Origin of the sequence: Pseudomonas sp. ICMP 460, assembly GCF_002723595.1 — a bacterium.
GTDB lineage: Bacteria > Pseudomonadota > Gammaproteobacteria > Pseudomonadales > Pseudomonadaceae > Aquipseudomonas > Aquipseudomonas kitaguniensis.
Map to the genome: position 1 here is coordinate 1 of NZ_LKBR01000046.1, position 19497 is coordinate 19497.

A 19497-nucleotide genomic window follows, 5' to 3' on the forward strand; every position below is an offset into this window, starting at 1 on the left:
TTACCACGCAGAGCGTGGGAACGATCATCTAAGCCGAATGAGGTCAAACTGTGGGAGGGGGCTTGCTCCCGATGGCGGTGGGTCAGTCAATTCATGTATCAACTGTGAAACTGCTATCGGGAGCAAGCCCCCTCCCACAAAAAGCAAAAAAAGCAGATCTGCGGTGTATGCAAAACTGCTTTTGATCTGCTTCAACCACTCAGGTCGGCTTTCAGGCCGCCGTGCTTTTGCTTTTGATCTTTGTGATCTTGATCTGAGAAGCGCCCCGTTAAACCACGCTGGCCGCACGCAGGATAGCGCTTCTCAGTCCAGATCACTCGCCGCGTGCCGCTCGGCCAACTGCTCGGCAGGTTCACCGGAGACCCGGTTCACCCGACGCCCGCGCTGCACCGCCGGGCGTGCGTCAATCGCGTTCGCCCAGCGCTGTACATGCGTGTACTCGTGCACCGCAAGAAACTCCGCCGCGTCGTACAATCGGCCTTTGACCAGCCCGCCGTACCACGGCCAGATGGCGATGTCGGCGATGGTGTATGCATCACCGGCGATGTATTCACTCACCGCCAGGCGCTTGTCCAGCACATCCAGCTGACGCTTGGCCTCCATCGCAAACCGGTTGATCGCGTACTCCATTTTGCTCGGCGCATACGCATAAAAATGCCCAAAGCCACCGCCCAGGTACGGCGCACTGCCCATCTGCCAGAACAACCACGACAAACACTCGGCACGCGCCGCCGGCTCGGTCGGCAAGAACGCCCCGAACTTCTCCGCCAAGTACTGCAAAATCGCCCCTGACTCAAACACCCGAATCGGCGTATCACCACTGCGGTCCATCAGGGCCGGAATCTTCGAATTCGGGTTAACCGCAACAAACCCGCTGCCGAACTGGTCACCGTCGCCGATCTTGATCAGCCAGGCATCGTACTCAGCGCCGCGGTGACCCAAGGCCAACAGTTCTTCCAGCAGGATCGTGACCTTTTGCCCGTTCGGCGTGGCCAGCGAATACAGTTGCAGCGGGTGTTTGCCGACCGGCAGCGCTTGCTCATGCGTGGCGCCAGCGATGGGCCGGTTGATGCTGGCGAAAGTGCCGCCGTTTTCGGCCTCCCAGTTCCAGACCTTCGGGGGTACGTAGTCGCTCATGCTTACTTTTCCTTAGTGTCAGTCGTGTTCCGCCGGCAGGCGCAGCGCTTCGCAGTCTAGACCCAACCGCCGTCGACAATAAAGTTTTGCGCCGAACACATCGCTGATACATCGGAGGCGAGGAACAACGTCATGTTGGCGATGTGTTCCGGCAGCACGCTGCCGGGCAAGCACTGGCTGCGGCTGATCAGTTCCCTGGCCGCGTCGTCGACCCACATCTCCAGTTGTTTTTCGGTCATGACCCAGCCGGGCACCAGGGTGTTGACCCGAATGCCACTGGGGCCGAGTTCCCGCGCCAGCGCGCGTGTCATGCCATGCGCGGCGGCTTTGCTGGCGGCGTACACCGGGTAGCCGGCAGACGCCATCATCCAGCCGACCGAGCCGAGGTTGATGATCGCCCCGCCGCCCGCCTTTTTCATCATCGGCACCACCGCCTTGGCGGCAAAAAAGGCGTGTTTGAGGTTGACTGCGATCAGCCGGTCGAACATCGCAGAATCGACTTCTTCGAGGGTGTGACGCACGTCATTCGCGGCGTTGTTGACCAGCACGGTGATGGCGCCCAGCGAGTGTTCAAAACGCTCGATGGCTGCCTTGAAGGCGATTTCATCGGTGATGTCGCAGCACACGAATTCAACGCGATGCCCTTGCGAACTTAAAAGCGCCGCCAAGCGTTCGCCCTGGCTTTGCGCACGGTCCACAAAACCGACGTTGGCGCCCTGCGCGGCGAAGGCGCGCACCATGAATTCGCCGATGCCGGAGGCACCACCAGAGACCAGTACGGTCTTACCCTTGAGGTCGGGATAAACGGCCTGTTCAGTACTCATATAACGGTTGCCTCGATCAATTAGTCTTATTTTATTTTACGTAATCGGCGTTAAAGGCTATAAATTCGCTGTCTACTCGACAAAATATCGCACATTAGTAGAACTATTCCACTCAAAACAACAAAAGGAAGTTCGACCATGAAGCACCCCAGGCATCTGCTGTCCGGCCTCGCTTTGTCCATGATGATCGCCAGCGGCGGCGCTCACGCCGCAGGGCTCACCAGCGAGCATAAACCCTTCGGCAAAACCAATGACGGCACCGCCGTCGAGCAGTACGTATTGCGCAACAGCCATGGCATGCAAGCCACGGTGATTACCTACGGTGGCGTGTTGCAGTCACTCAAAGTACCGGACAAAAACGGCACAGTCGAAGACGTGGTACTTGGCTTCGATGATGTGCAGGGCTACCAGGCCGGTACGGCGTTTTTCGGCGCAACCATCGGCCGCTTTGGCAATCGCCTGGCCGGCGGCGCCTTTGAACTCGACGGTAAACGCTACCAGGTTCCGCTCAACGATGGCCCCAACTCGCTGCATGGCGGCGCGCAGGGTTTCGACAAACACGTGTGGCAGGCTGAACCGGTCAAGGGCAAGGACTCGGTCGGCGTGAAGCTGAGCTACCTGTCCAAAGACGGTGAGATGGGCTTCCCCGGCAACCTGAAAACCGAAGTCACTTACAGCCTCAACGACAAAAACGAACTGCACATTGATTACACGGCCACCACCGACAAACCGACGGTGCTCAACCTCACCAACCACAGCTACTTCAACCTCGCCGGCGCCGGTAACGGTGACATTCTCAAGCAAGTCGCCACCTTGCACGCCAGCCATTACACGCCGGTAAATGCGACCTTGATTCCGACCGGCGAACTGGCCCCCGTCAAGGGCACGCCGATGGATTTTCTAACGCCTACCGCCATCGGCCAGCGCATCAAGGATGATCATCCGCAGCTCAAATTCGCCGAGCCAAAACAAGGCGGGTTCGACTTCAACTGGGCGTTGGACACCCAAGGCAATATCAAGCAACTGGCCGCCGAAGTGCATGACCCGGCGTCTGGTCGACGCTTGCAACTCTATACGACGGAGCCTGGCGTGCAGTTCTACACCAGCAACTTCCTCGACGGCACGGTGAAGGGTAAGGCTGGCAAGACCTACCAGCACTGGAGCGGTTTCACGCTGGAAACCCAGCATTTTCCGGATGCGCCCAACCAGCCCAAATTTGCCTCGACGCGGTTGAACCCTGGGCAGACGTATGCTCAGCACACGGTGTTTAAATTCTCTGCTGATTGATGAGGCTGCGAGCCCGCTTGTGTAGCGAGCGGGCTTGCTCACCACAGGGGCCCGCTCGCGACACAACTCTATCCGCGTTGCTTCATGCGGTCGATCACCACGGCCAACAGCAAAATAGAACCGCGAATCACGTATTGGTAGAAGGTATCGATGTTCTTCAGGTTCATCGCATTTTCAATAATCGCCAATATCAACACCCCGGCGATCACGTGCCGAATCATGCCCACCCCGCCGCTCAACGACACCCCGCCCAGCACACAGGCAGAAATCACCGTCAGCTCAAAACCCTGGCCGATCATTGGCTGGCCAGAGGTCATGCGCGACGCCAGAATCACCCCGGCCAACGCGCCGATCACGCCATGGATGGCGAATATCAGGATCTTCGTACGATCAACATTCACCCCAGCCAGCAGCGCCGCTTCGGGATTGCCGCCAATGGCCATGGTGTTGCGCCCGTAGGTGGTGTAGTTGAGCAGCCAGCCGAAAAACAAGAAACACAGAATCGTGATCAGGATCGGTACGGGCACGCCGAACAGTTGGCCGTTGCCGAAAATAAAAAACTGTTCCTGCGACACGCCAACCGCTTTGCCATTGGCAAAGATATACGCCAGGCCGCGCACGATCTGCATGGTCGCCAGCGTGGTAATCAACGCGTTGACGCGCAACTTGGCGATCACGATGCCGTTGATCAGCCCCACGATCAGCCCCATCAGTAACGCCGCGCCGATGCCCAGCATCACGCTGTCGGTATCGCGCATGACGATCGCTGCCACCACCCCGGCGCAGGCAATCACCGAGCCCACGGACAAGTCGAAATGCCCCGACGCCAGGCAAAACAGCATGGTGCAGGCGGCGATGCCCACCGTCGAAATCGCCAGGCCGAGCCCGCGCATGTTCAGCGGCGAGAGGAAGTTATCGATCAGCAAGGCGCAGAGTAAAAAGATACTCACGGCGGCCAGCAGCATCGCCCAGTTGTCGAGCAGCGCGCGCAGGTCGAGGGGTTTGCGTGCCTGCGGCAACGCGTTGTGTTGGGTCGTCATAGTCGTCTCTCAGTTCGCCGGGCCGCGCGGCAAGGCCAGCTGCAGCAAGTTGGATTCAGTCGCGTGTTCGCGGCGTTCTTCGCCGCGCAGGGCGCCTTCGCACAGCACCAGGATGCGGTCGGAAATACCCATCACTTCCATCAGGTCGCTGGACACCACGATCACCGCAATGCCGCTGGCCGCCAGGTTATGAATGATCTGGTAGATCTCGGCCTTGGCGCCGATATCGATGCCCCGAGTCGGCTCATCGAGCAACAGCACCTTCATCGGCATCGACAGCCAACGGCCCAAAATGGCCTTCTGTTGATTGCCACCGGACAGGTACATGATTTTCTGCTCTGCGTTTGGCGTTTTAACTTTCATCGCGTTGATTTGCTGGTCGGCATTGCCCTTTTCCCAGCCTTCGCGCAGCAGCCAGCCAAACGCTGCATGCGCGCCTCGCGCACTGATATTGATGTTTTCGGCGACGCTTGCCAGCGGAATAATGCCCTCTTTTTTGCGGTCTTCCGGGCACAGCAGCACGCCCGCCGCGATCGCATCGCGCGGTGAGCGCAGTTGCAGCGGTTGCCCACAGAGGTGCAACTGGCCGGCAGTCGCGCGCTCCAATCCGCTGAGCAGGCGAAACAGCTCGGTACGCCCCGCACCGACCAAGCCGAACAGGCCGAGAATCTCGCCTTTGTGCACCTCAAAACTCACCGGCTCACGCAAGCCAGGGCCGAGTAAACCCTCAACCTTGAGCGCAACCTCGCCGTGGTCGCGTGGGCGATAATCGTAAATATCCTGAATATCGCGGCCGACCATGCAGGTGACCAACTGGTCGTGGGTCAGCGCGTGCATGTCGTCAAAGGTGCGCACGTAACGGCCGTCCTTGAACACGGTGACGGCGTCGCAGATGCGGAATACTTCCTCCATGCGGTGCGACACGTAAAGCACCACTTTGCCCTCGTCACGCAGGCGCGTGATGATCGCCATCAGCCGGTCGATTTCGCGCGCCGACAAGCTGCTGGTCGGTTCATCGAAAGCAATCACATGCGCGCCACGCGACAGCGCCTTGGCGATTTCCACCAGTTGGCGCTGGCCGAGTGACAGCCGGCCGAGCTTTTCCTCGGGGTCGATTTCATCCGCCAGGCCTTTGAGGCAGGCCAGCGCCTGCTTGCGCAGCACGCCGCGATTAACCACGCCGAAGCGCGACGGCAGATGCCCGAGAAACAGGTTTTCGGCCACGCTCATTTCCGGCACCAGGTGCAGCTCCTGGTGAATCACCGCGACGCCGCTGGCGATGCTGTCGGCAGCGCATTTGAAAGCCATGGTGTGCTCGCCGATCTGCAACGTGCCGCTGCTGGGGATGTAGGCGCCGCCAAGAATTTTCAACAGCGTCGATTTGCCTGCGCCGTTCTCGCCCATCAAGGCGTGCACCTGCCCCGGCTGGGCGGTGAAGCTGATGGCGTCGAGCGCCTTCACGCCGGGAAAGGTTTTACCGATGCCGTTGAAACTCAAATGTGCACCGGCATTATTATGTGTTTGTAATTGCGCGTGCATAACCACCTCGTCACACCGATCAGGCGGCCCCGTTGCCGGGGCCGCCAAGCAAAACCATCAGTTCCACAAACCGATTTTTTCCAGTTCCTGCTTGAAGTTCTCGCGGGTAATCAGCGTCACTTCATCCATGGCGGTGTACTTCGGCGGCTCTTTGCCGGTGGTGACCCAGTCGAACATCATCTTCGCGGTGTTGTAGCCCTCGATGTGCGGGCTAGGCAGCATCGAGCCGAAGAAGCCGCTGTTGGGCTTTTTCAGTTCACCGATGGCGTCGGTGCCATTGATGCCAATACCGATCACATTGGCAGCGGCAAACCCTGCGCTTTCGGTGGCGCGTACGCCGCCCAGCACGGTGTTGTCATTCATGCCGCCGATGATCAGGTTTTTTGCGCCGCTGGGCAGTTTGACCAGTGCCGAGTTAGTCGCGTCCATGCTGCCGGGTACGTCGAGGGTCTTGGCGGCGGTGAAGAGAATGTGGTCCTTGGGAATACCGGCTTCTTCCAGCGATTTAACCGAACCGTCGGTGCGTTTCTTGCCGGTGTCGAGTTCGTTGAAGGTGTTGATCACGGCGTAGGTGTCTTTCCAGTCCCAGCCGCGTTTTTTCGCTTCAGCCGCCATCGCGGCGCCCTGCTTCTGGCCCACTTCGAAGGCGGCCATGCCCAGGTAAGGCACGTCCTCCATGAAGTTGCCCTTGGCATCGACAAAACGGTCATCCACCGCGATCACTTTCAGGCCGTTGGCCTTGGCTTTGGCGACGATGGCCGGGCCGAGCGACACGTCCGGCGGGCAGATGACAAAACCCTTGGCGCCATTGGCCGCAAGGCTGTCGATGGCCGAGAGGGTTTTTTCACCATCGGGCACGGCGATCTTGATCACGGTAAAGCCATGTTCCTTGCCAGCTTTTTCGGCAAAGGCCCATTCGGTCTGGAACCACGGCTCTTCAGCCTGCTTGACCAGAAAACCGATCTTCACTTCCTCTGCGGCCAGCAACAGGCCGCTCAAGCTTAAGGCTGATACCGCCACAGCGGCGCAGCACAGGGAACGGATACCACGACGACGATTCATACGGGTGACTCCTTGTTGTTGTTGTTCAAGTCTTGGGGTTAACCGGCAAAGCGGTGACAGGCGGTGCCTGGCACGTCAACCTCGATGGCCAACAGCGCTCCATCCAGGGGGTGATCAAGTGGGCTGGCGGCGCTGGTGATGTACAAGGTGTTGAGGTTGGGGCCGCCGAATACGCAACTGGTGGGGCGGCTGACCGGCAGTTCGATGATACGGTCGACCTCACCCGAAGGTGTCAGCCGCAGCAGGCAACTGCCGTCCCACCGCGCGTTCCAGATATAGCCTTGGCTGTCCAGCGCCGAGCCGTCCGGCCCGCCGCGCGCGTGCGCGCCGAACCACACCTGCGCCGGGCCGAGTTGGCCGTCGGCCTGGATCGCATGCCGATACAGCGTGCCGTCCAGGCTGTCGCCAAAATGCACGTGGCCGCCGTCTTCGCTCCACAGCAAGGTGTTGGGAATGCCCAGGCCGTGCAGCAACGGCGTGACCTGCGCATCGGCATCGATGCGAAACAGGCCGCCGGAACGCCGCGTGACGGGCAGGTCTTGACCCTGCTCACCGATATTGTTTTGCATGGTGCCCAGCCACAGACGACCCTGGGCATCGCAGCGTGCTTCATTGCCACGATTGCCCGTTTGCGGGTCGGCCACGCAGAGCAAGGTCAAGGCTTCGGTGGCGAGGTTCAGCCGGTAAACGCCGCTGCACAAGGTCACCAGCGCGTCACCGCTGGCACACGGAATAAACGCCGAGACGTGCTCGGGCAACTGCCAGATTTGCAGCTGCCCGCCCATCCAGCGCAGCGCCTGTTTGCCGATGATATTGACCCAATACAGCGCCTGAGTGGGCGCGTCCCAGAACGGACCTTCGCCCAACTGTGCGCGGTGCGGGGTAACGGCGATACACGGCATATGGCCTCCTGGATTATTGTTTTTTTCAGGTGCGTGTTTTCAAAGCAGTACTACAGCGAATCGCGCGACGGCGTGCCAGCCACCAGCCGCTGGATACGCAACGGGTTGGCGTTTTTCAACGCGTCCGGCAGCAGGCTGTCAGGGTAGTTCTGGAAGCACACAGGGCGCAGGAAGCGGTCGATGGCCAAAGTGCCAACCGACGTGCCGCGCGCATCAGACGTCGCCGGGTACGGCCCGCCGTGCACCATCGAATCGCAGACCTCAACGCCAGTTGGGTAACCGTTAAGCAGGATGCGGCCGACCTTTTGTTCCAGCAGCGGGGTCAGTTCGGCGAACTGTTCGAAGTCTGCCGGCTCGCCAATAATCGTCGCCGTAAGTTGGCCGTGCAGGCCGTGCAACGCGGCGCTGAGTTGCGCCTGATCGGCGACTTCGACAAACACCGTAGTCGGGCCGAACACTTCTTCTTGCAGCACTTCATCGCCGTCGATCAGCAAGCGCGCATCGGCCTTGAACAACTGCGGCTGCGCCTGGCTGCCGGCTTGGGTGCTACCGGCCAAATGCTCAATGCCAGGGTGCGCCAGGAGCTTTTGCAGGCCCTTGCCGTAACTGCTCAAGGTGCCGGCGTTGAGCATGGTTTGCGCCGGTTGCTCGCCGATCAACTGGGCGACCTGTTGGGTGAATGCGCTGAATTCAGGCGATGCGATACCGATCACCAAGCCTGGGTTGGTGCAGAACTGGCCACAGCCTTGCACCACCGAAGCGGTCAAGTCGCGGGCGACGTTTTGCGCGCGCGCCTGCAAGGCGTGGGGCAACACGATCACCGGGTTGATGCTCGACATTTCGGCAAATACCGGGATCGGCTGCGCACGTGCCGCCGCCATGTCGCACAACGCGCGGCCGCCCTTGAGCGAGCCGGTAAAGCCGACCGCCTGGATCGCCGGGTGCTTGACCAGCGCTTCACCGACGCCACCGCCGAAGATCATATTGAACACACCCGCCGGCATCTCGGTGGCTTCGGCGGCGCGCATGATCGCGTCAGCCACCTGCTCAGCCGTCGCCATATGCCCGCTGTGAGCCTTGAACACCACCGGGCAACCCGCCGCCAGCGCCGCCGCGGTGTCGCCGCCCGCAGTGGAGAACGCCAGGGGAAAGTTGCTCGCGCCGAACACGGCAACCGGGCCGAGGCCGATGCGGTATTGGCGCAGGTCCGGGCGCGGCAGAGGCTGGCGATCAGGTAGCGCTTTGTCGATACGTGCGCCGTAGAAATCACCGCGACGCAACACCGTTGCGAACAGACGCATCTGGCCGCTGGTACGCCCGCGCTCGCCCTTGATACGTGCGGCGGGCAACGCGGTTTCGCGGCACACCAACTCCACAAAATCGTCGCCCAGCGCGTCCAGCTCGTCGGCCACCGCGTCCAGGAACTGCGCGCGGCGCGAGGCACTCAAGGCGCGGTACGCCGGGTAAGCCGCTGCAGCCGCCGTGGCGGCTGCGTCGACTTCTTCGGCGGTAGCCTGGTAGAAATGCTGCGGCAAGGCTTCGCCGGTGGTTGCGTCTACGCTGTGCAAGGTAACGCTGCCGTTGGCGCTGCGCTGGCCGCCGATGTAGTTGTGGCCGAGTAACTGGGTCATGTGGCTCTCCTTAAAGGGTGATGACATTGCCGGGTTCGAACACCGCGTCAGCGCTGCCGACCGTGTTGATCAGCGGTGCGCCGAACTCGGCTTGGCTGATCTCGAACACATCGCCCGGTTGGGTACGTATACCGTCGGCGAATGACAGCGTAGCGGTGCCAAAGAAATGAATGTGCACATCGCCCGGCGTGAGGAACTGACTGTACTTGAAATGATGGTATTCGAGGTTTTCCAGGCTGTGGCACATATTCGCCTCGCCACTGAGGAACTGGTTTTCCCAAATAACCTTGCCGTCACGCAGGATGCGGCTGGTGCCCGCCAGGTGCTCGGGCAACTCCCCCACGCGCAGCTCCGGGCCGTAGCTGCAACTGCGCAATTTAGAGTGGGCCAGGTAAAGGTAGTTCTTGCGTTCCATAACGTGGTCGGAGAATTCGTTGCCTACCGCATAACCCACGCGATAGGGTTTGCGGTCGTGGCCGATCACGTACAGGCCGCCGATTTCCGGTTCTTCACCGGCGTCGTCGGCGAACGGCGGCACCGGGAATGCCTGGCCTGGGCGCACCACGGTGCTGCCGTCGCCCTTGTAGAACCACTCCGGTTGCACGCCCGCCTGGCCGCTGGCAGGTTTGCCGCCCTCCACGCCCCATTTGAAGATGCGCATGGTGTCGGTCAACGCGCTGTCATCGCCGGCCTGGTGCATTTTGTCGCGCGCCGAAGCGCTGCCCAAGTGGGTCAGGCCGGTGCCGCTGATCAGCATGTGCGCAGGGTCCGGGTGGTCGAGTGGCGGCAAAATTTTCAGCTCGGCCAGCAATGCAGCGTAGTCATGGCTATCGCCCACGCCGAGGCTTTCAACCTGTTGTTGCAGTTTGACGCCGGCCTCGATGGCGGCCAGCGCCAGCTCGCGCACCGTCTGCACGCTCTGAACTTCGCGCAGTTGCGTGCCTTCGACAACGCCAACCCGACGCTCACCGTTAGCCAATTCGAACTGAACTAAACGCATGAAACTTCTCCTCGATTAAGTGCGTGTGGCGCCGCGCGCGCTGGCGGCAAACTGGTCGGCGGGCAATACGTGCTTGCGTTCCAACACACGATAGACCACGCCGGTCAGCAGCAACCCGAACACCATCACGGCGGACAAAAAGTACAAACCCGACGCCATGTTGCCGGTGTATTCCTTGAGCGCACCGATCACGAACGGGCCGATGTAGCCGCCGAGGTTGCCGACCGAGTTGATCAGCGCAATACCCGCCGCCGCACTCGCGCCGGCAAAAAACCGCCCCGGCAAGGTCCAGAACACCGCGGTGCAGGAAAACAGTGCGAACGCCGCCAGGCACAGCGCCGCCATTTGCAGCACCGGCACACTCAGCCAGGCACTGAAAAACAGGCCGATGGCGCCGAGCACATAGAGCACGGCGAGGTGGCCATAGCGGTCATTCAAACGGTCGGAGCTGCGCGGGATGATCAACAGCCCGATGATGCCGAAGATATACGGCACGGCGGACACGAACCCGGTGGTCAGGTCACTGCCGCCGAACTGCTTGATCAGGGTTGGCAGCCACAGGCCAAGCCCATAGATGCTCAAAGTAACTGGCAGGTAGAACAACGCCAGCAGCAACACACGCGTATCTTTCAGCGCATGCAGCGGGTTGCCGTGGCGGGTTTGGCCATAGGTTTGCAGGTCCTTCGCCAGCTCACCGGTGAGCCAGGTTTTTTCGTCCTCGCTCATCCATTTGACCTGCTTGGGGCCGTCCGGCAGGTAGCGCAGCACCGGCCAGGTCAACAACAGTGCCGGGGTGCCGATCACAATAAACAGCCACTGCCAGCCGTGCAGGCCAAGTATGCCGTCCATACCCAGCAGGCCGCCGGACACCGGGCCGGTGATCATCATTGCGATGGGTTGCGAGAGGATGAACAGCCCGAGAATCTTGCCGCGATGGCGTATCGGAAACCACTGGGTGATGTAGTAGAGCACGCCCGGAAAGAACCCGGCTTCGGCCGCGCCAAGCAGAAAACGCATCACGTAAAAGCTGTGCGGCCCCTGCACAAACGCCATGCCGATGGTGATGGCGCCCCAGGTCAGCATGATGCGCGCAAACCAGCGCCGCGCACCGAAACGGTCGAGCATCAGGTTGCTGGGGATCTCAAACAGAAAGTAGCCGATAAAGAACAGCCCTGCCCCCAGGCCATACGCCGCGTCACCGATACCGACGTCGGCGCCCATGTGCAGCTTGGCAAAGCCCACCGCCGAGCGATCCACGTACGCGATCAGGTAGAGCAAGATCAGGAAGGGAATCAGTTTCAGCGTAATGCGCCGTATAAGCCGCAGTTCCTGGCTCATGGAGTCGATCTCCGATTGTTGTTTTTATAGAAGCTCGGGGGATGCCTCTGGCGAAAATACGCCAGGGTCATGCCGAAGATGAGATTGACTATATAGTAGTACTATTTAGCAAACAACACTTCCAAACAGAAGATTTTGCGCTTATGTTTAGCGGCATAGAGATCATATAGTCATACAATAAGAGAGACCATCATGCCTGACAAAAAGCCCGGCCTACGCTCCGCCCAGTGGTTTGGCACCGCCGACAAGAACGGCTTCATGTACCGCAGCTGGATGAAGAACCAGGGCATCGCCGACCATCAGTTCCATGGCAAACCGATCATCGGTATCTGCAATACCTGGTCAGAGCTGACGCCGTGTAACGCGCATTTCCGCCAGATCGCCGAGCATGTAAAACGTGGCGTGATCGAGGCGGGTGGCTTCCCGGTGGAATTCCCGGTGTTCTCCAACGGCGAATCGAACCTGCGCCCTACCGCCATGCTCACCCGCAACCTGGCGAGCATGGACGTAGAGGAAGCGATTCGCGGCAACCCTATCGATGGCGTGGTGTTGCTGACCGGCTGCGATAAAACCACCCCGGCGCTGCTGATGGGCGCGGCCAGTTGCGACGTGCCGGCCATCGTGGTCACCGGCGGGCCGATGCTCAACGGCAAGCACAAGGGCCAGGACATCGGGTCGGGTACGGTGGTGTGGCAGCTCAGCGAACAGGTCAAGGCGGGCACGATTACCCTGGATGATTTTCTCGCAGCCGAAGGCGGCATGTCGCGTTCGGCGGGCACCTGCAACACCATGGGCACCGCGTCGACCATGGCCTGCATGGCCGAGGCACTCGGTACGTCGCTGCCGCACAATGCGGCGATCCCGGCGGTGGATGCGCGCCGTTACGTGCTGGCGCACATGAGCGGCATGCGCGCGGTAGAGATGGTGCGCGAAGATCTGAAACTGTCGAAGATTCTGACCAAAGAGGCGTTTGAAAACGCGATCCGCGTGAATGCGGCCATCGGCGGCTCGACCAACGCAGTGATTCACCTCAAAGCAATTGCCGGGCGCATCGGCGTCGAACTCGACCTGGATGACTGGACCCGCATGGGCCGGGGCATACCGACGATTGTCGACCTGCAACCGTCGGGGCGTTTCCTGATGGAAGAGTTCTACTACGCCGGTGGCCTGCCCGCCGTGCTGCGCCGCTTGGGCGAAGCCAACTTGATTCCGCACCCCAACGCACTCACCGTGAACGGCAAGAGCCTGGGCGAGAACACCAAGGACTCGCCGATTTATGGCCAGGACGAAGTGATCCGCACGCTCGACAACCCGATCCGCGCCGACGGCGGTATTTGCGTGCTGCGCGGCAATCTTGCGCCGCTGGGCGCAGTGCTCAAACCCTCGGCTGCGAGTGCCGAACTGATGCAACACCGTGGCCGCGCGGTGGTGTTCGAGAATTTCGACATGTACAAGGCGCGCATCAATGACCCGGAACTGGAGGTGGATGCCAACTCGATCCTGGTCATGAAAAACTGCGGCCCCAAGGGTTACCCAGGCATGGCCGAAGTCGGCAACATGGGCTTGCCGGCCAAACTGCTGGCGCAGGGCGTGACGGATATGGTGCGTATTTCCGACGCACGCATGAGCGGCACCGCCTACGGCACCGTGGTCTTGCACGTGGCACCCGAAGCCGCTGCTGGCGGGCCGTTGGCCACGGTGCAGGAAGGTGACTGGATCGAACTCGACTGCGCCAATGGCCGCTTGCACCTGGACATATCCGACGCAGAGCTGGCGGCGCGCATGGCTGACCTTAAACCGCCGCAGAACTTGATTGTCGGTGGCTACCGCCAGCTGTACATCGAGCATGTGCTGCAGGCGGACCAAGGCTGCGACTTTGACTTTCTGGTGGGTTGCCGTGGGGCGGAAGTCCCGCGTCATTCCCACTAATTGGGATGCTATGATGCCGCCTATTTAGCCAGAGCCTGCCTTTCGTTATGGATCACCAGCCGCCCAAGCCGCGCAAGAGCATGCATGCCCAGATCGTTCAGGACTTGGGCATGCACATCGTTTCCGGCCGCTTCAAACCCGAAGAACGGCTGCCCATGGAGGCCACGCTCTGCGAGGAGTACAAGGTCAGCCGCTCGGTGCTGCGCGAGGCAACGCGAGTGCTTAGCGCCAAGGGCCTGGTGTATTCCAAACCCCGCGTGGGCGCAGTGGTGCGGCCGCGCTTGAAGTGGCATTTGCTCGACCCGGACGTGTTGTCCTGGTTGATGCAGTCCACGCCGCACAGTGAATTTTTCAACACGCTGGCCGGCGTGCGGCGCATCCTCGAACCGGAAATCGCCGCCATGGCAGCGACCACCGCCACCGACGAAGACATCGCTACCATCGAGGCTGCTTACCTCGGCATGGAAACCGCGAAGACCCACGATGCGCTGTTACAGGCCGACCTGGACTTTCACCGTGCGATTGCCGACGCCACCCGTAACGACTTGCTCGCCTACATGTGCAACATGCTGTCGCTGCCGCTGCGCGAGTCGATCAACATCACCAACCGCCGCCCGGATATTCAGGGCCTCAGCCTGCCCCGCCACAAGGCGATCCTCACGGCCATTCGCAACCGTGACGCCCTCGGCGCGCGGCACGCCTCGCTGGTGCAACTGGATGACACGCGGGTGGCGCTGGATACCGTGATGAACGTGCTGACCCCGCTGTAAGGCAGGGCCAGTCGGCTGCGCGTCAAAGCGTGTAGGCAATGCCTGCTTGCACCGTCCTCGGTTCACCCGGATACGCATACACGTTACCGAACGCGCCCTCTTCATAGTCACGGTTGAACAGGTTCTTCACCTCCAGGTTCAGCCGCACATGCTCGTTGACCTTGTAGTAGCTGAGCAGGTCGACCACGCTGTAGGCGCCCATCGAAAACGGCGTGTTCGAGGTTTGGCCGACCCGCTCAGCCACGTACTTGCTGCCCGCGCCGAGGCCCAAACCCTTGAGCGCGCCGTCCTGGAACTCATACACGTTAAGCAAGCTAAAGCTGTTGCGCGGGATGTTGGCCAAACGCGAGCCGACGCGAATGCTGTTGTCTTTGGTGACCTCTGCGTCAACAAAGGCGTAGCCGCCGATAACGCGCCACTGCGGGGTGATATTGCCGGCGATGTTCAAGTCAAAACCTCGGCTGCGCACCTGGCCTGCGGCAACGCTGAAGGCCGAGTCGACGGGGTCGGTGGTCAGCACGTTGCTCTTGTCGATCTGATAGATCGCTGCATCCACGCTCAGCGCTCGATCCAGGGCCTCCCACTTCACGCCCACCTCGTATGACTTGCCTTTTTCCGGCTGAAAACCACCGCCCTGGCGGCTGGCACCGGTGTTGGGCTTGAACGAGCGCGCGGCGTCGGCGTACACCGCCACGGTGTCAGTAAGGTCGTAGATCACGCCCACACGCGGGGTCAGCGCATTGTCGCTGGCTTGCCAGCTTTTGCCGCCGGCTACGTAGGTTTCATAGTCGTGCTCAAAGCGCTCGAAGCGCGCACCGGCCAGCACTTTCAAGCGTTCGGTCAGCGCTACTTGGTCCTGCACGAACGCGGCGTAGGTCTTGAGGTTTTCCTTGTCGTGGGTCGGCGTGCGCGTGAGGGTCGGGCGCGGCTGGCCATACACCGGGTTAAACAGGTCGATGGGGTAAGTACCCGCCGCGCCGCTGGAGCGTTGGATGATCGACGTGTAGTCGTAATCTTCAAACTCTACGCCGGTCAGCAATGTGTGATCAAAACCGCCGGTAGCGAAATGCCCGGTGAGGTTGAGCTGGGTGTCTTTGTCGGTCCACTCAAGCTTGCGGTAGTTGAAGTTGCGACTCAGCGTGCGCCCGTCGGCGGCCAGGCTGTTGGCTTCGATGGCGTTACCCTGCAAGGTGCCTTCAAGCCATTGAAAGCCGCCGCCGAGTGTCCAGTTGTCGTTGAGCACATGCTCGAAACGCAATTGGGCCATGTTGTTGTCGTTGTGTAATTTACCCGCGTCTTTTTCACCCCAAAAGGTGTCGCGCGAAGCCTTGCCGAGTTGATTCGGATAACGCGTCAGCCCGCGATCCAGCGGGTGATTGTTACGCATGAAGTCGCCTTCGAAGATCACCTTGGTGTCATCCGTAGCCTGCCAGCTCACTACCGGCGTCACGCCGTAGCGTTCGGTTTGCACATGATCGCGAAAGGTCTCGCCACCCTCGCCCACCACGTTCAGCCGGTAGGCCAGGCGGCCTTCTTCATCCAGTGGGCCAGAAGCGTCCAGCGTGCCGCGACGCATGCCTTGGTCATCCAACTGACTGCCCAGCGTCACGCTGCGCTGCGCCAGCGGCTGCTTGGAGACCACATTGAACGTACCGCCGGGATCACCTCGGCCGTAGAGCATGGTCGCAGGCCCGCGCAGCACCTCAAGACGCTCGATGGTGTTGGCGTCCGGCATGTTCGGGTAACCGCGGTTGATTGGAAAACCGTTGCGGTAGAACTCGCCGGTAGTGAAGCCGCGCACGGTAAAGGTGGTCAGCCCCTGCCCGCCGAAGTTGTTCGCGCGGCCTACGCCGCCTGCGTAGTCCAACGCGTCCTGTAAACGGGTAGCGCCGAGGTCTTCGACCACCGCCTGAGACACCACGCTGATCGACTGCGGCGTTTCATGAATCGACGTATCAGTTCGCGTCGCACTCGCCGAACGCGTGGCGTGATAGCCGTGCACCGGCCCCTGGGCCGTTTCATAGTCGGCAGTGCCGGTGATGCTGGTCGCTTGCAACTCTAGTGGGGCTTTTTCAACCGGCTCGGCGTCTGCCCAACTCAACGGGGAAAACGCCTGAAGCACACAAATCGAAACCAGGGTACGACGCATGGAAGATGAACCTAATCAAGAAGCCAAAGGAGGCAGCAAATCTGCCTGTTATTTTGGCGCGCAGGGTATACCAACACCCTAACGATTGATATGTATTCTCATTTGAGTTTTTTCGACAGGCCAAAAAAAAGCCACTCCTGAGAGTGGCTACAAGACTTGATGTTGGGGTTGCCTCGCCTCAGCGATAGCGTTCCAACCAATGCGCGTAAGGTGCCGGCAAGGTCCAGGACGCATTGTCGACGCCCAGCTCTTTGGCTGCAAAATACGCCCAATGCGGGTCGGCCAAGTGGGCGCGGCCCACCGAAACCAGATCAAGGTGCCCGGCTTGCAGGGCGCTTTCAGCCAGCTGCGGCGTACCAAAACCCCACGCCGAGGTGACCGGGATGCCCGCTTCGCGACGTACGCGTTCGGCGATCGGGCCCATGAAGGCCGGGCCCCACGGAATGTTGGTGTCAGGAATGGTGAAACCGACGCTGACACTCAGCAAGTCCAAGCCGCCAGCCTTGAAACGGCGGGCCAGTTCGATGGATTCAGTCAGTGTTTGTTCGTCACGGCCGTCGTATTCGATCACACCGAAACGTGCGGTCAGCGGCAGGTTCTCTGGCCATACTTCACGCACGGCGGCCAGGGTTTCCAGCAGGAAACGGCAGCGGTTGTCGAAGCTGCCACCGTAGGCATCGGTACGCTGGTTGGAATGCTCGGAGAAAAAGCTCTGCCCCAGGTAGCCGTGGGCGAAGTGCAGTTCGATCCATTCAAAACCGGCGTCACGCGCACGGCGGGCGGCATCGACGAAGTCCTGGCGCACGCGGGCGATGTCTTCCAGGGTCATGGCGCGCGGCACGTTAGGCAGGTTCGCACCAAACGCAATCGCCGACGGCGCGATGGTTTCCCAGCTGCGCGCGTCGGACGCGGGCATGTGGTCATCACCTTCCCACGGGCGGTTGGCGCTGGCTTTGCGGCCGGCGTGGGCAATCTGGATGCCCGGCACTGAGCCAGCAGCCTTGATGGCCTTGACCATCGGCACGAAGGCTTCGGCGTGTGCGTCGCTCCAGATGCCGGCGCAGCCTGGGGTGATGCGGCCTTCGGGGGCCACGGCAGTGGCTTCAACCACCAGCAAACCGGCGCCGCCACGGGCCATGCTTGCCAAGTGAACGTGATGCCAGTCGTTGACCATGCCATCGTCGGCTCGGTACTGGCACATCGGCGGGATTGCGATGCGGTTGCGCAGGGTAACGTCTTTGAGTTTGAACGGTTCGAACAAGGCTGACATCGTGGACTCCAGAAGCGAGTGAGTGATTCGATAGTTCGATGGTAATCGAACTATAGTATTCAACGATAGCCCCCTGTTATGATTCATTTCATGCGAGCTTTCAAACACCCGGCCATTGAAGACCTGACTCTCGAACGCGTGCTCTACGCGTTGAGCGACTCTGTGCGCCTGGAAATCGTGCGCTGTTTGGCCGGTGTGCCCGAGGCCACGTGTGGCGAGTTGGACGGCGGGCGGCCTAAATCGAGCATGTCCCACCACTTTCGCGTGCTGCGCGATGCAGGCCTGGTGCACACCCGCAGTGCGGGCACCACGCATCTGAATTCATTGCGCGGCGAGTTGCTTGAGAGCCGTTTCCCCGGGCTGCTGCAGAGTATTCTCAGCCAGCGCTAAAATCTGCATCAGTCGAGCAGCGAAACAAGCCGCGGCTCGATCGAGCTGCCCAGCACCTCAAGCACCGCCAGCGTCACCGACAATTTGAAGCGCCGCCGCCCCGCGCTGCCGGGGTTCACATACAAAACTGAGCCGCGCCACTCAATCAAAGGTTTATGCGAGTGACCGGTGATCACCAGCCGCGTCTGCGGGCCAAGTAAGGCAGGCACGTCGGCAATGTCATGCACCACCAGCGTATTCCAGCCGTGCACATCCAGGTGCAGATGGTCGGGCACCTGCTGCGCCCACACCGCGTCCTGGTCATTATTGCCGCGCACCACGTGCAGCGGCGCGATGCACGCCAAATGCTGAAGAATCTCCGCGCTGCCGATGTCACCCGCATGGATGATCTGTTCACACCCTTGCAGCGCCGCCACGGCTTCGGGGCGCAGCAGGCCGTGGGTATCGGAAATTACGCCAACTGTGTACATCAGGTGTCCTGTTTTGCAGAAGGCGGCTGATCAAGCAAATGCGCCCTGTAGGTGTTGTAAATCTGTTGAACCTCTGGGTTATCCAGATCTTCGTAAGTGATACCTTCCTTATCCAGCCCGTCCAGCCCTTCGATACCGCCAATCATTCCTGGCCATTCATCACGATGGTTAATATCGACCACGAAGGGTTTCAAGTAGCTGTTCAAGTGCCCTTTGAATGGCTCCCGAATCTCCTCGCCAAGTGCCAGAAGATACTCATCCTTGTTCGTTCTTGACCACTCAATGGCAAACTTGGCGCGGTAACATAGCTCCATGAAAACGAGCAGAATCGTACGACCATTACCATCAAGAAAAGGGTGCGCAAACGCCAGTTGGCCCATCACATCGCCGGGGTAATCTCTAAAACGTTGCGTGTTTGAGGCCAGTTCAAGTGCATATTCAATAGAACGCGCGCCGCTTTTCTTGAAGATAACTGCCTTGAAGTGCCAGGGTTTCCGATTTGCTCAGGACGCCCTTGCGCTTAAGGTTGACCAACAATTGCTCGACACCGTCCAACTCGACAACGTCGCCAGCCAAGCCGCTGATTGCCACAGCCATTCGGCTGATGCCATCACGTTCGGCGGTGATATGGTGAGCTTTGGCCATTCGGCGTACCTGGTTGGCAACACTGACATCGGCTGTTTTAGTCATCTGCAATCCCTCGATTAGCACATTAAGCATAGCATGGCGCTGATCCTGCCTATCAACCCGCCTCAAGGT

17 protein-coding genes and 1 pseudogene are annotated in these 19497 nt (G+C 60.5%); 4 read left to right on the forward strand and 14 right to left on the reverse strand.

Features of this window, described 5'->3' with window-relative positions; all coding sequences use genetic code 11:
* Positions 1-303 precede the first annotated feature (303 nt).
* Together yghU and AO240_RS22635 are read right to left on the reverse strand one after the other, a co-directional pair.
* Positions 304-1137 carry a glutathione-dependent disulfide-bond oxidoreductase gene (gene yghU, locus AO240_RS22630; protein WP_099239390.1) on the reverse strand — a complete coding sequence of 278 codons (834 nt, stop codon included), beginning with the start codon at positions 1135-1137 and terminating at the stop codon, positions 304-306.
* Between the two features lie 56 nt (positions 1138-1193).
* A complete protein-coding gene (locus tag AO240_RS22635; RefSeq protein WP_099239392.1) occupies positions 1194-1961 on the reverse strand; it encodes an SDR family NAD(P)-dependent oxidoreductase in 768 nt (255 codons plus the stop codon).
* Between the two features lie 138 nt (positions 1962-2099).
* Here AO240_RS22635 and AO240_RS22640 point away from each other — a divergent pair, with 138 nt between their 5' ends.
* Positions 2100-3248 carry an aldose epimerase family protein gene (locus tag AO240_RS22640; RefSeq protein WP_099239394.1) on the forward strand — a complete coding sequence of 383 codons (1149 nt, stop codon included), beginning with the start codon at positions 2100-2102 and terminating at the stop codon, positions 3246-3248.
* Between the two features lie 68 nt (positions 3249-3316).
* Here AO240_RS22640 and araH read toward each other — a convergent pair whose 3' ends face one another.
* Genes araH through AO240_RS22675 form a run of 7 tightly spaced genes read right to left on the reverse strand, consistent with a single transcriptional unit; the run spans position 3317 to position 11760 of the window.
* On the reverse strand, positions 3317-4288 hold the full coding sequence (gene araH / locus AO240_RS22645; RefSeq protein WP_099239396.1) for an L-arabinose ABC transporter permease AraH: 972 nt from the start codon (positions 4286-4288) through the stop codon (positions 3317-3319).
* A 9-nt stretch (positions 4289-4297) separates the two neighbouring features.
* Positions 4298-5827, reverse strand: a complete 1530-nt coding sequence (araG, locus tag AO240_RS22650) for an L-arabinose ABC transporter ATP-binding protein AraG (RefSeq protein WP_099239398.1) — start codon at positions 5825-5827, stop codon at positions 4298-4300.
* Between the two features lie 57 nt (positions 5828-5884).
* Positions 5885-6889: a substrate-binding domain-containing protein gene (locus tag AO240_RS22655; RefSeq protein ID WP_099239400.1), complete on the reverse strand. Its 1005-nt coding sequence runs from the start codon at positions 6887-6889 to the stop codon at positions 5885-5887.
* Between the two features lie 38 nt (positions 6890-6927).
* Positions 6928-7791 carry an SMP-30/gluconolactonase/LRE family protein gene (locus AO240_RS22660; RefSeq protein WP_099239402.1) on the reverse strand — a complete coding sequence of 288 codons (864 nt, stop codon included), beginning with the start codon at positions 7789-7791 and terminating at the stop codon, positions 6928-6930.
* A 50-nt stretch (positions 7792-7841) separates the two neighbouring features.
* The gene (locus tag AO240_RS22665) at positions 7842-9422 is read right to left on the reverse strand and encodes an aldehyde dehydrogenase (NADP(+)) (protein WP_099239404.1); all 1581 of its coding nucleotides are present in this window, start codon (positions 9420-9422) and stop codon (positions 7842-7844) included.
* A gap of 10 nt (positions 9423-9432) precedes the next feature.
* On the reverse strand, positions 9433-10422 hold the full coding sequence (gene araD1, locus AO240_RS22670; protein WP_099239406.1) for an AraD1 family protein: 990 nt from the start codon (positions 10420-10422) through the stop codon (positions 9433-9435).
* Between the two features lie 15 nt (positions 10423-10437).
* Positions 10438-11760 carry an MFS transporter gene (locus tag AO240_RS22675; protein ID WP_099239408.1) on the reverse strand — a complete coding sequence of 441 codons (1323 nt, stop codon included), beginning with the start codon at positions 11758-11760 and terminating at the stop codon, positions 10438-10440.
* A 192-nt stretch (positions 11761-11952) separates the two neighbouring features.
* Here AO240_RS22675 and AO240_RS22680 point away from each other — a divergent pair, with 192 nt between their 5' ends.
* Complete coding sequence (locus AO240_RS22680; RefSeq protein WP_099239410.1) at positions 11953-13689, forward strand: IlvD/Edd family dehydratase; 1737 nt, start codon at positions 11953-11955, stop codon at positions 13687-13689.
* A gap of 47 nt (positions 13690-13736) precedes the next feature.
* Positions 13737-14459: a FadR/GntR family transcriptional regulator gene (locus AO240_RS22685; protein ID WP_099239412.1), complete on the forward strand. Its 723-nt coding sequence runs from the start codon at positions 13737-13739 to the stop codon at positions 14457-14459.
* Positions 14460-14481: 22 nt separating this feature from the next.
* On the opposite strand, the gene AO240_RS22690 is transcribed toward AO240_RS22685, so the two are convergent.
* Both AO240_RS22690 and AO240_RS22695 read right to left on the reverse strand, forming a co-directional pair.
* Entirely contained in the window at positions 14482-16608 is a 2127-nt protein-coding gene (locus AO240_RS22690) for a TonB-dependent siderophore receptor (RefSeq protein ID WP_099239414.1), read from the reverse strand.
* 178 nt (positions 16609-16786) lie between these two features.
* Positions 16787-17878, reverse strand: coding sequence for an NADH:flavin oxidoreductase/NADH oxidase (locus tag AO240_RS22695; protein ID WP_099239416.1), 1092 nt, complete (start codon positions 17876-17878; stop codon positions 16787-16789).
* Positions 17879-17956: 78 nt separating this feature from the next.
* On the opposite strand from AO240_RS22695, the gene AO240_RS22700 reads away from it, so the two are divergent.
* On the forward strand, positions 17957-18268 hold the full coding sequence (locus tag AO240_RS22700; protein ID WP_058413245.1) for a helix-turn-helix transcriptional regulator: 312 nt from the start codon (positions 17957-17959) through the stop codon (positions 18266-18268).
* An 8-nt stretch (positions 18269-18276) separates the two neighbouring features.
* Here the strand turns inward: AO240_RS22700 and AO240_RS22705 are convergent, their stop codons facing one another.
* From AO240_RS22705 to AO240_RS22715, 3 genes and pseudogenes are all read right to left on the reverse strand, one after another.
* Positions 18277-18738 carry a metallophosphoesterase family protein gene (locus tag AO240_RS22705; RefSeq protein ID WP_099239418.1) on the reverse strand — a complete coding sequence of 154 codons (462 nt, stop codon included), beginning with the start codon at positions 18736-18738 and terminating at the stop codon, positions 18277-18279.
* Positions 18738-19184 (reverse strand): annotated as a pseudogene (locus AO240_RS22710) (cell filamentation protein Fic); the annotation flags it as partial. The gene AO240_RS22705 and the pseudogene AO240_RS22710, both read right to left, overlap by 1 nt.
* Entirely contained in the window at positions 19177-19428 is a 252-nt protein-coding gene (locus AO240_RS22715; RefSeq protein WP_099239420.1) for a hypothetical protein, read from the reverse strand. The pseudogene AO240_RS22710 and the gene AO240_RS22715, both read right to left, overlap by 8 nt.
* Positions 19429-19497 lie beyond the last annotated feature (69 nt).

Bases quoted from the DNA above. Each gene is read 5' to 3' on its own strand.
- AO240_RS22660 (WP_099239402.1), bottom strand. From the start codon at position 7,791: ATGCCGTGTATCGCCGTTACCCCGCACCGCGCACAGTTGGGCGAAGGT.
- AO240_RS22680 (WP_099239410.1), top strand. From the start codon at position 11,953: ATGCCTGACAAAAAGCCCGGCCTACGCTCCGCCCAGTGGTTTGGCACC.
- AO240_RS22705 (WP_099239418.1), bottom strand. From the start codon at position 18,738: ATGTACACAGTTGGCGTAATTTCCGATACCCACGGCCTGCTGCGCCCC.
- araD1 (WP_099239406.1), bottom strand. From the start codon at position 10,422: ATGCGTTTAGTTCAGTTCGAATTGGCTAACGGTGAGCGTCGGGTTGGC.
- yghU (WP_099239390.1), bottom strand. From the start codon at position 1,137: ATGAGCGACTACGTACCCCCGAAGGTCTGGAACTGGGAGGCCGAAAAC.
- AO240_RS22655 (WP_099239400.1), bottom strand. From the start codon at position 6,889: ATGAATCGTCGTCGTGGTATCCGTTCCCTGTGCTGCGCCGCTGTGGCG.
- AO240_RS22640 (WP_099239394.1), top strand. From the start codon at position 2,100: ATGAAGCACCCCAGGCATCTGCTGTCCGGCCTCGCTTTGTCCATGATG.
- AO240_RS22695 (WP_099239416.1), bottom strand. From the start codon at position 17,878: ATGTCAGCCTTGTTCGAACCGTTCAAACTCAAAGACGTTACCCTGCGC.
- AO240_RS22715 (WP_099239420.1), bottom strand. From the start codon at position 19,428: ATGACTAAAACAGCCGATGTCAGTGTTGCCAACCAGGTACGCCGAATG.
- AO240_RS22665 (WP_099239404.1), bottom strand. From the start codon at position 9,422: ATGACCCAGTTACTCGGCCACAACTACATCGGCGGCCAGCGCAGCGCC.
- AO240_RS22685 (WP_099239412.1), top strand. From the start codon at position 13,737: ATGGATCACCAGCCGCCCAAGCCGCGCAAGAGCATGCATGCCCAGATC.
- AO240_RS22700 (WP_058413245.1), top strand. From the start codon at position 17,957: ATGATTCATTTCATGCGAGCTTTCAAACACCCGGCCATTGAAGACCTG.
- AO240_RS22635 (WP_099239392.1), bottom strand. From the start codon at position 1,961: ATGAGTACTGAACAGGCCGTTTATCCCGACCTCAAGGGTAAGACCGTA.
- araH (WP_099239396.1), bottom strand. From the start codon at position 4,288: ATGACGACCCAACACAACGCGTTGCCGCAGGCACGCAAACCCCTCGAC.
- AO240_RS22690 (WP_099239414.1), bottom strand. From the start codon at position 16,608: ATGCGTCGTACCCTGGTTTCGATTTGTGTGCTTCAGGCGTTTTCCCCG.
- AO240_RS22675 (WP_099239408.1), bottom strand. From the start codon at position 11,760: ATGAGCCAGGAACTGCGGCTTATACGGCGCATTACGCTGAAACTGATT.
- araG (WP_099239398.1), bottom strand. From the start codon at position 5,827: ATGCACGCGCAATTACAAACACATAATAATGCCGGTGCACATTTGAGT.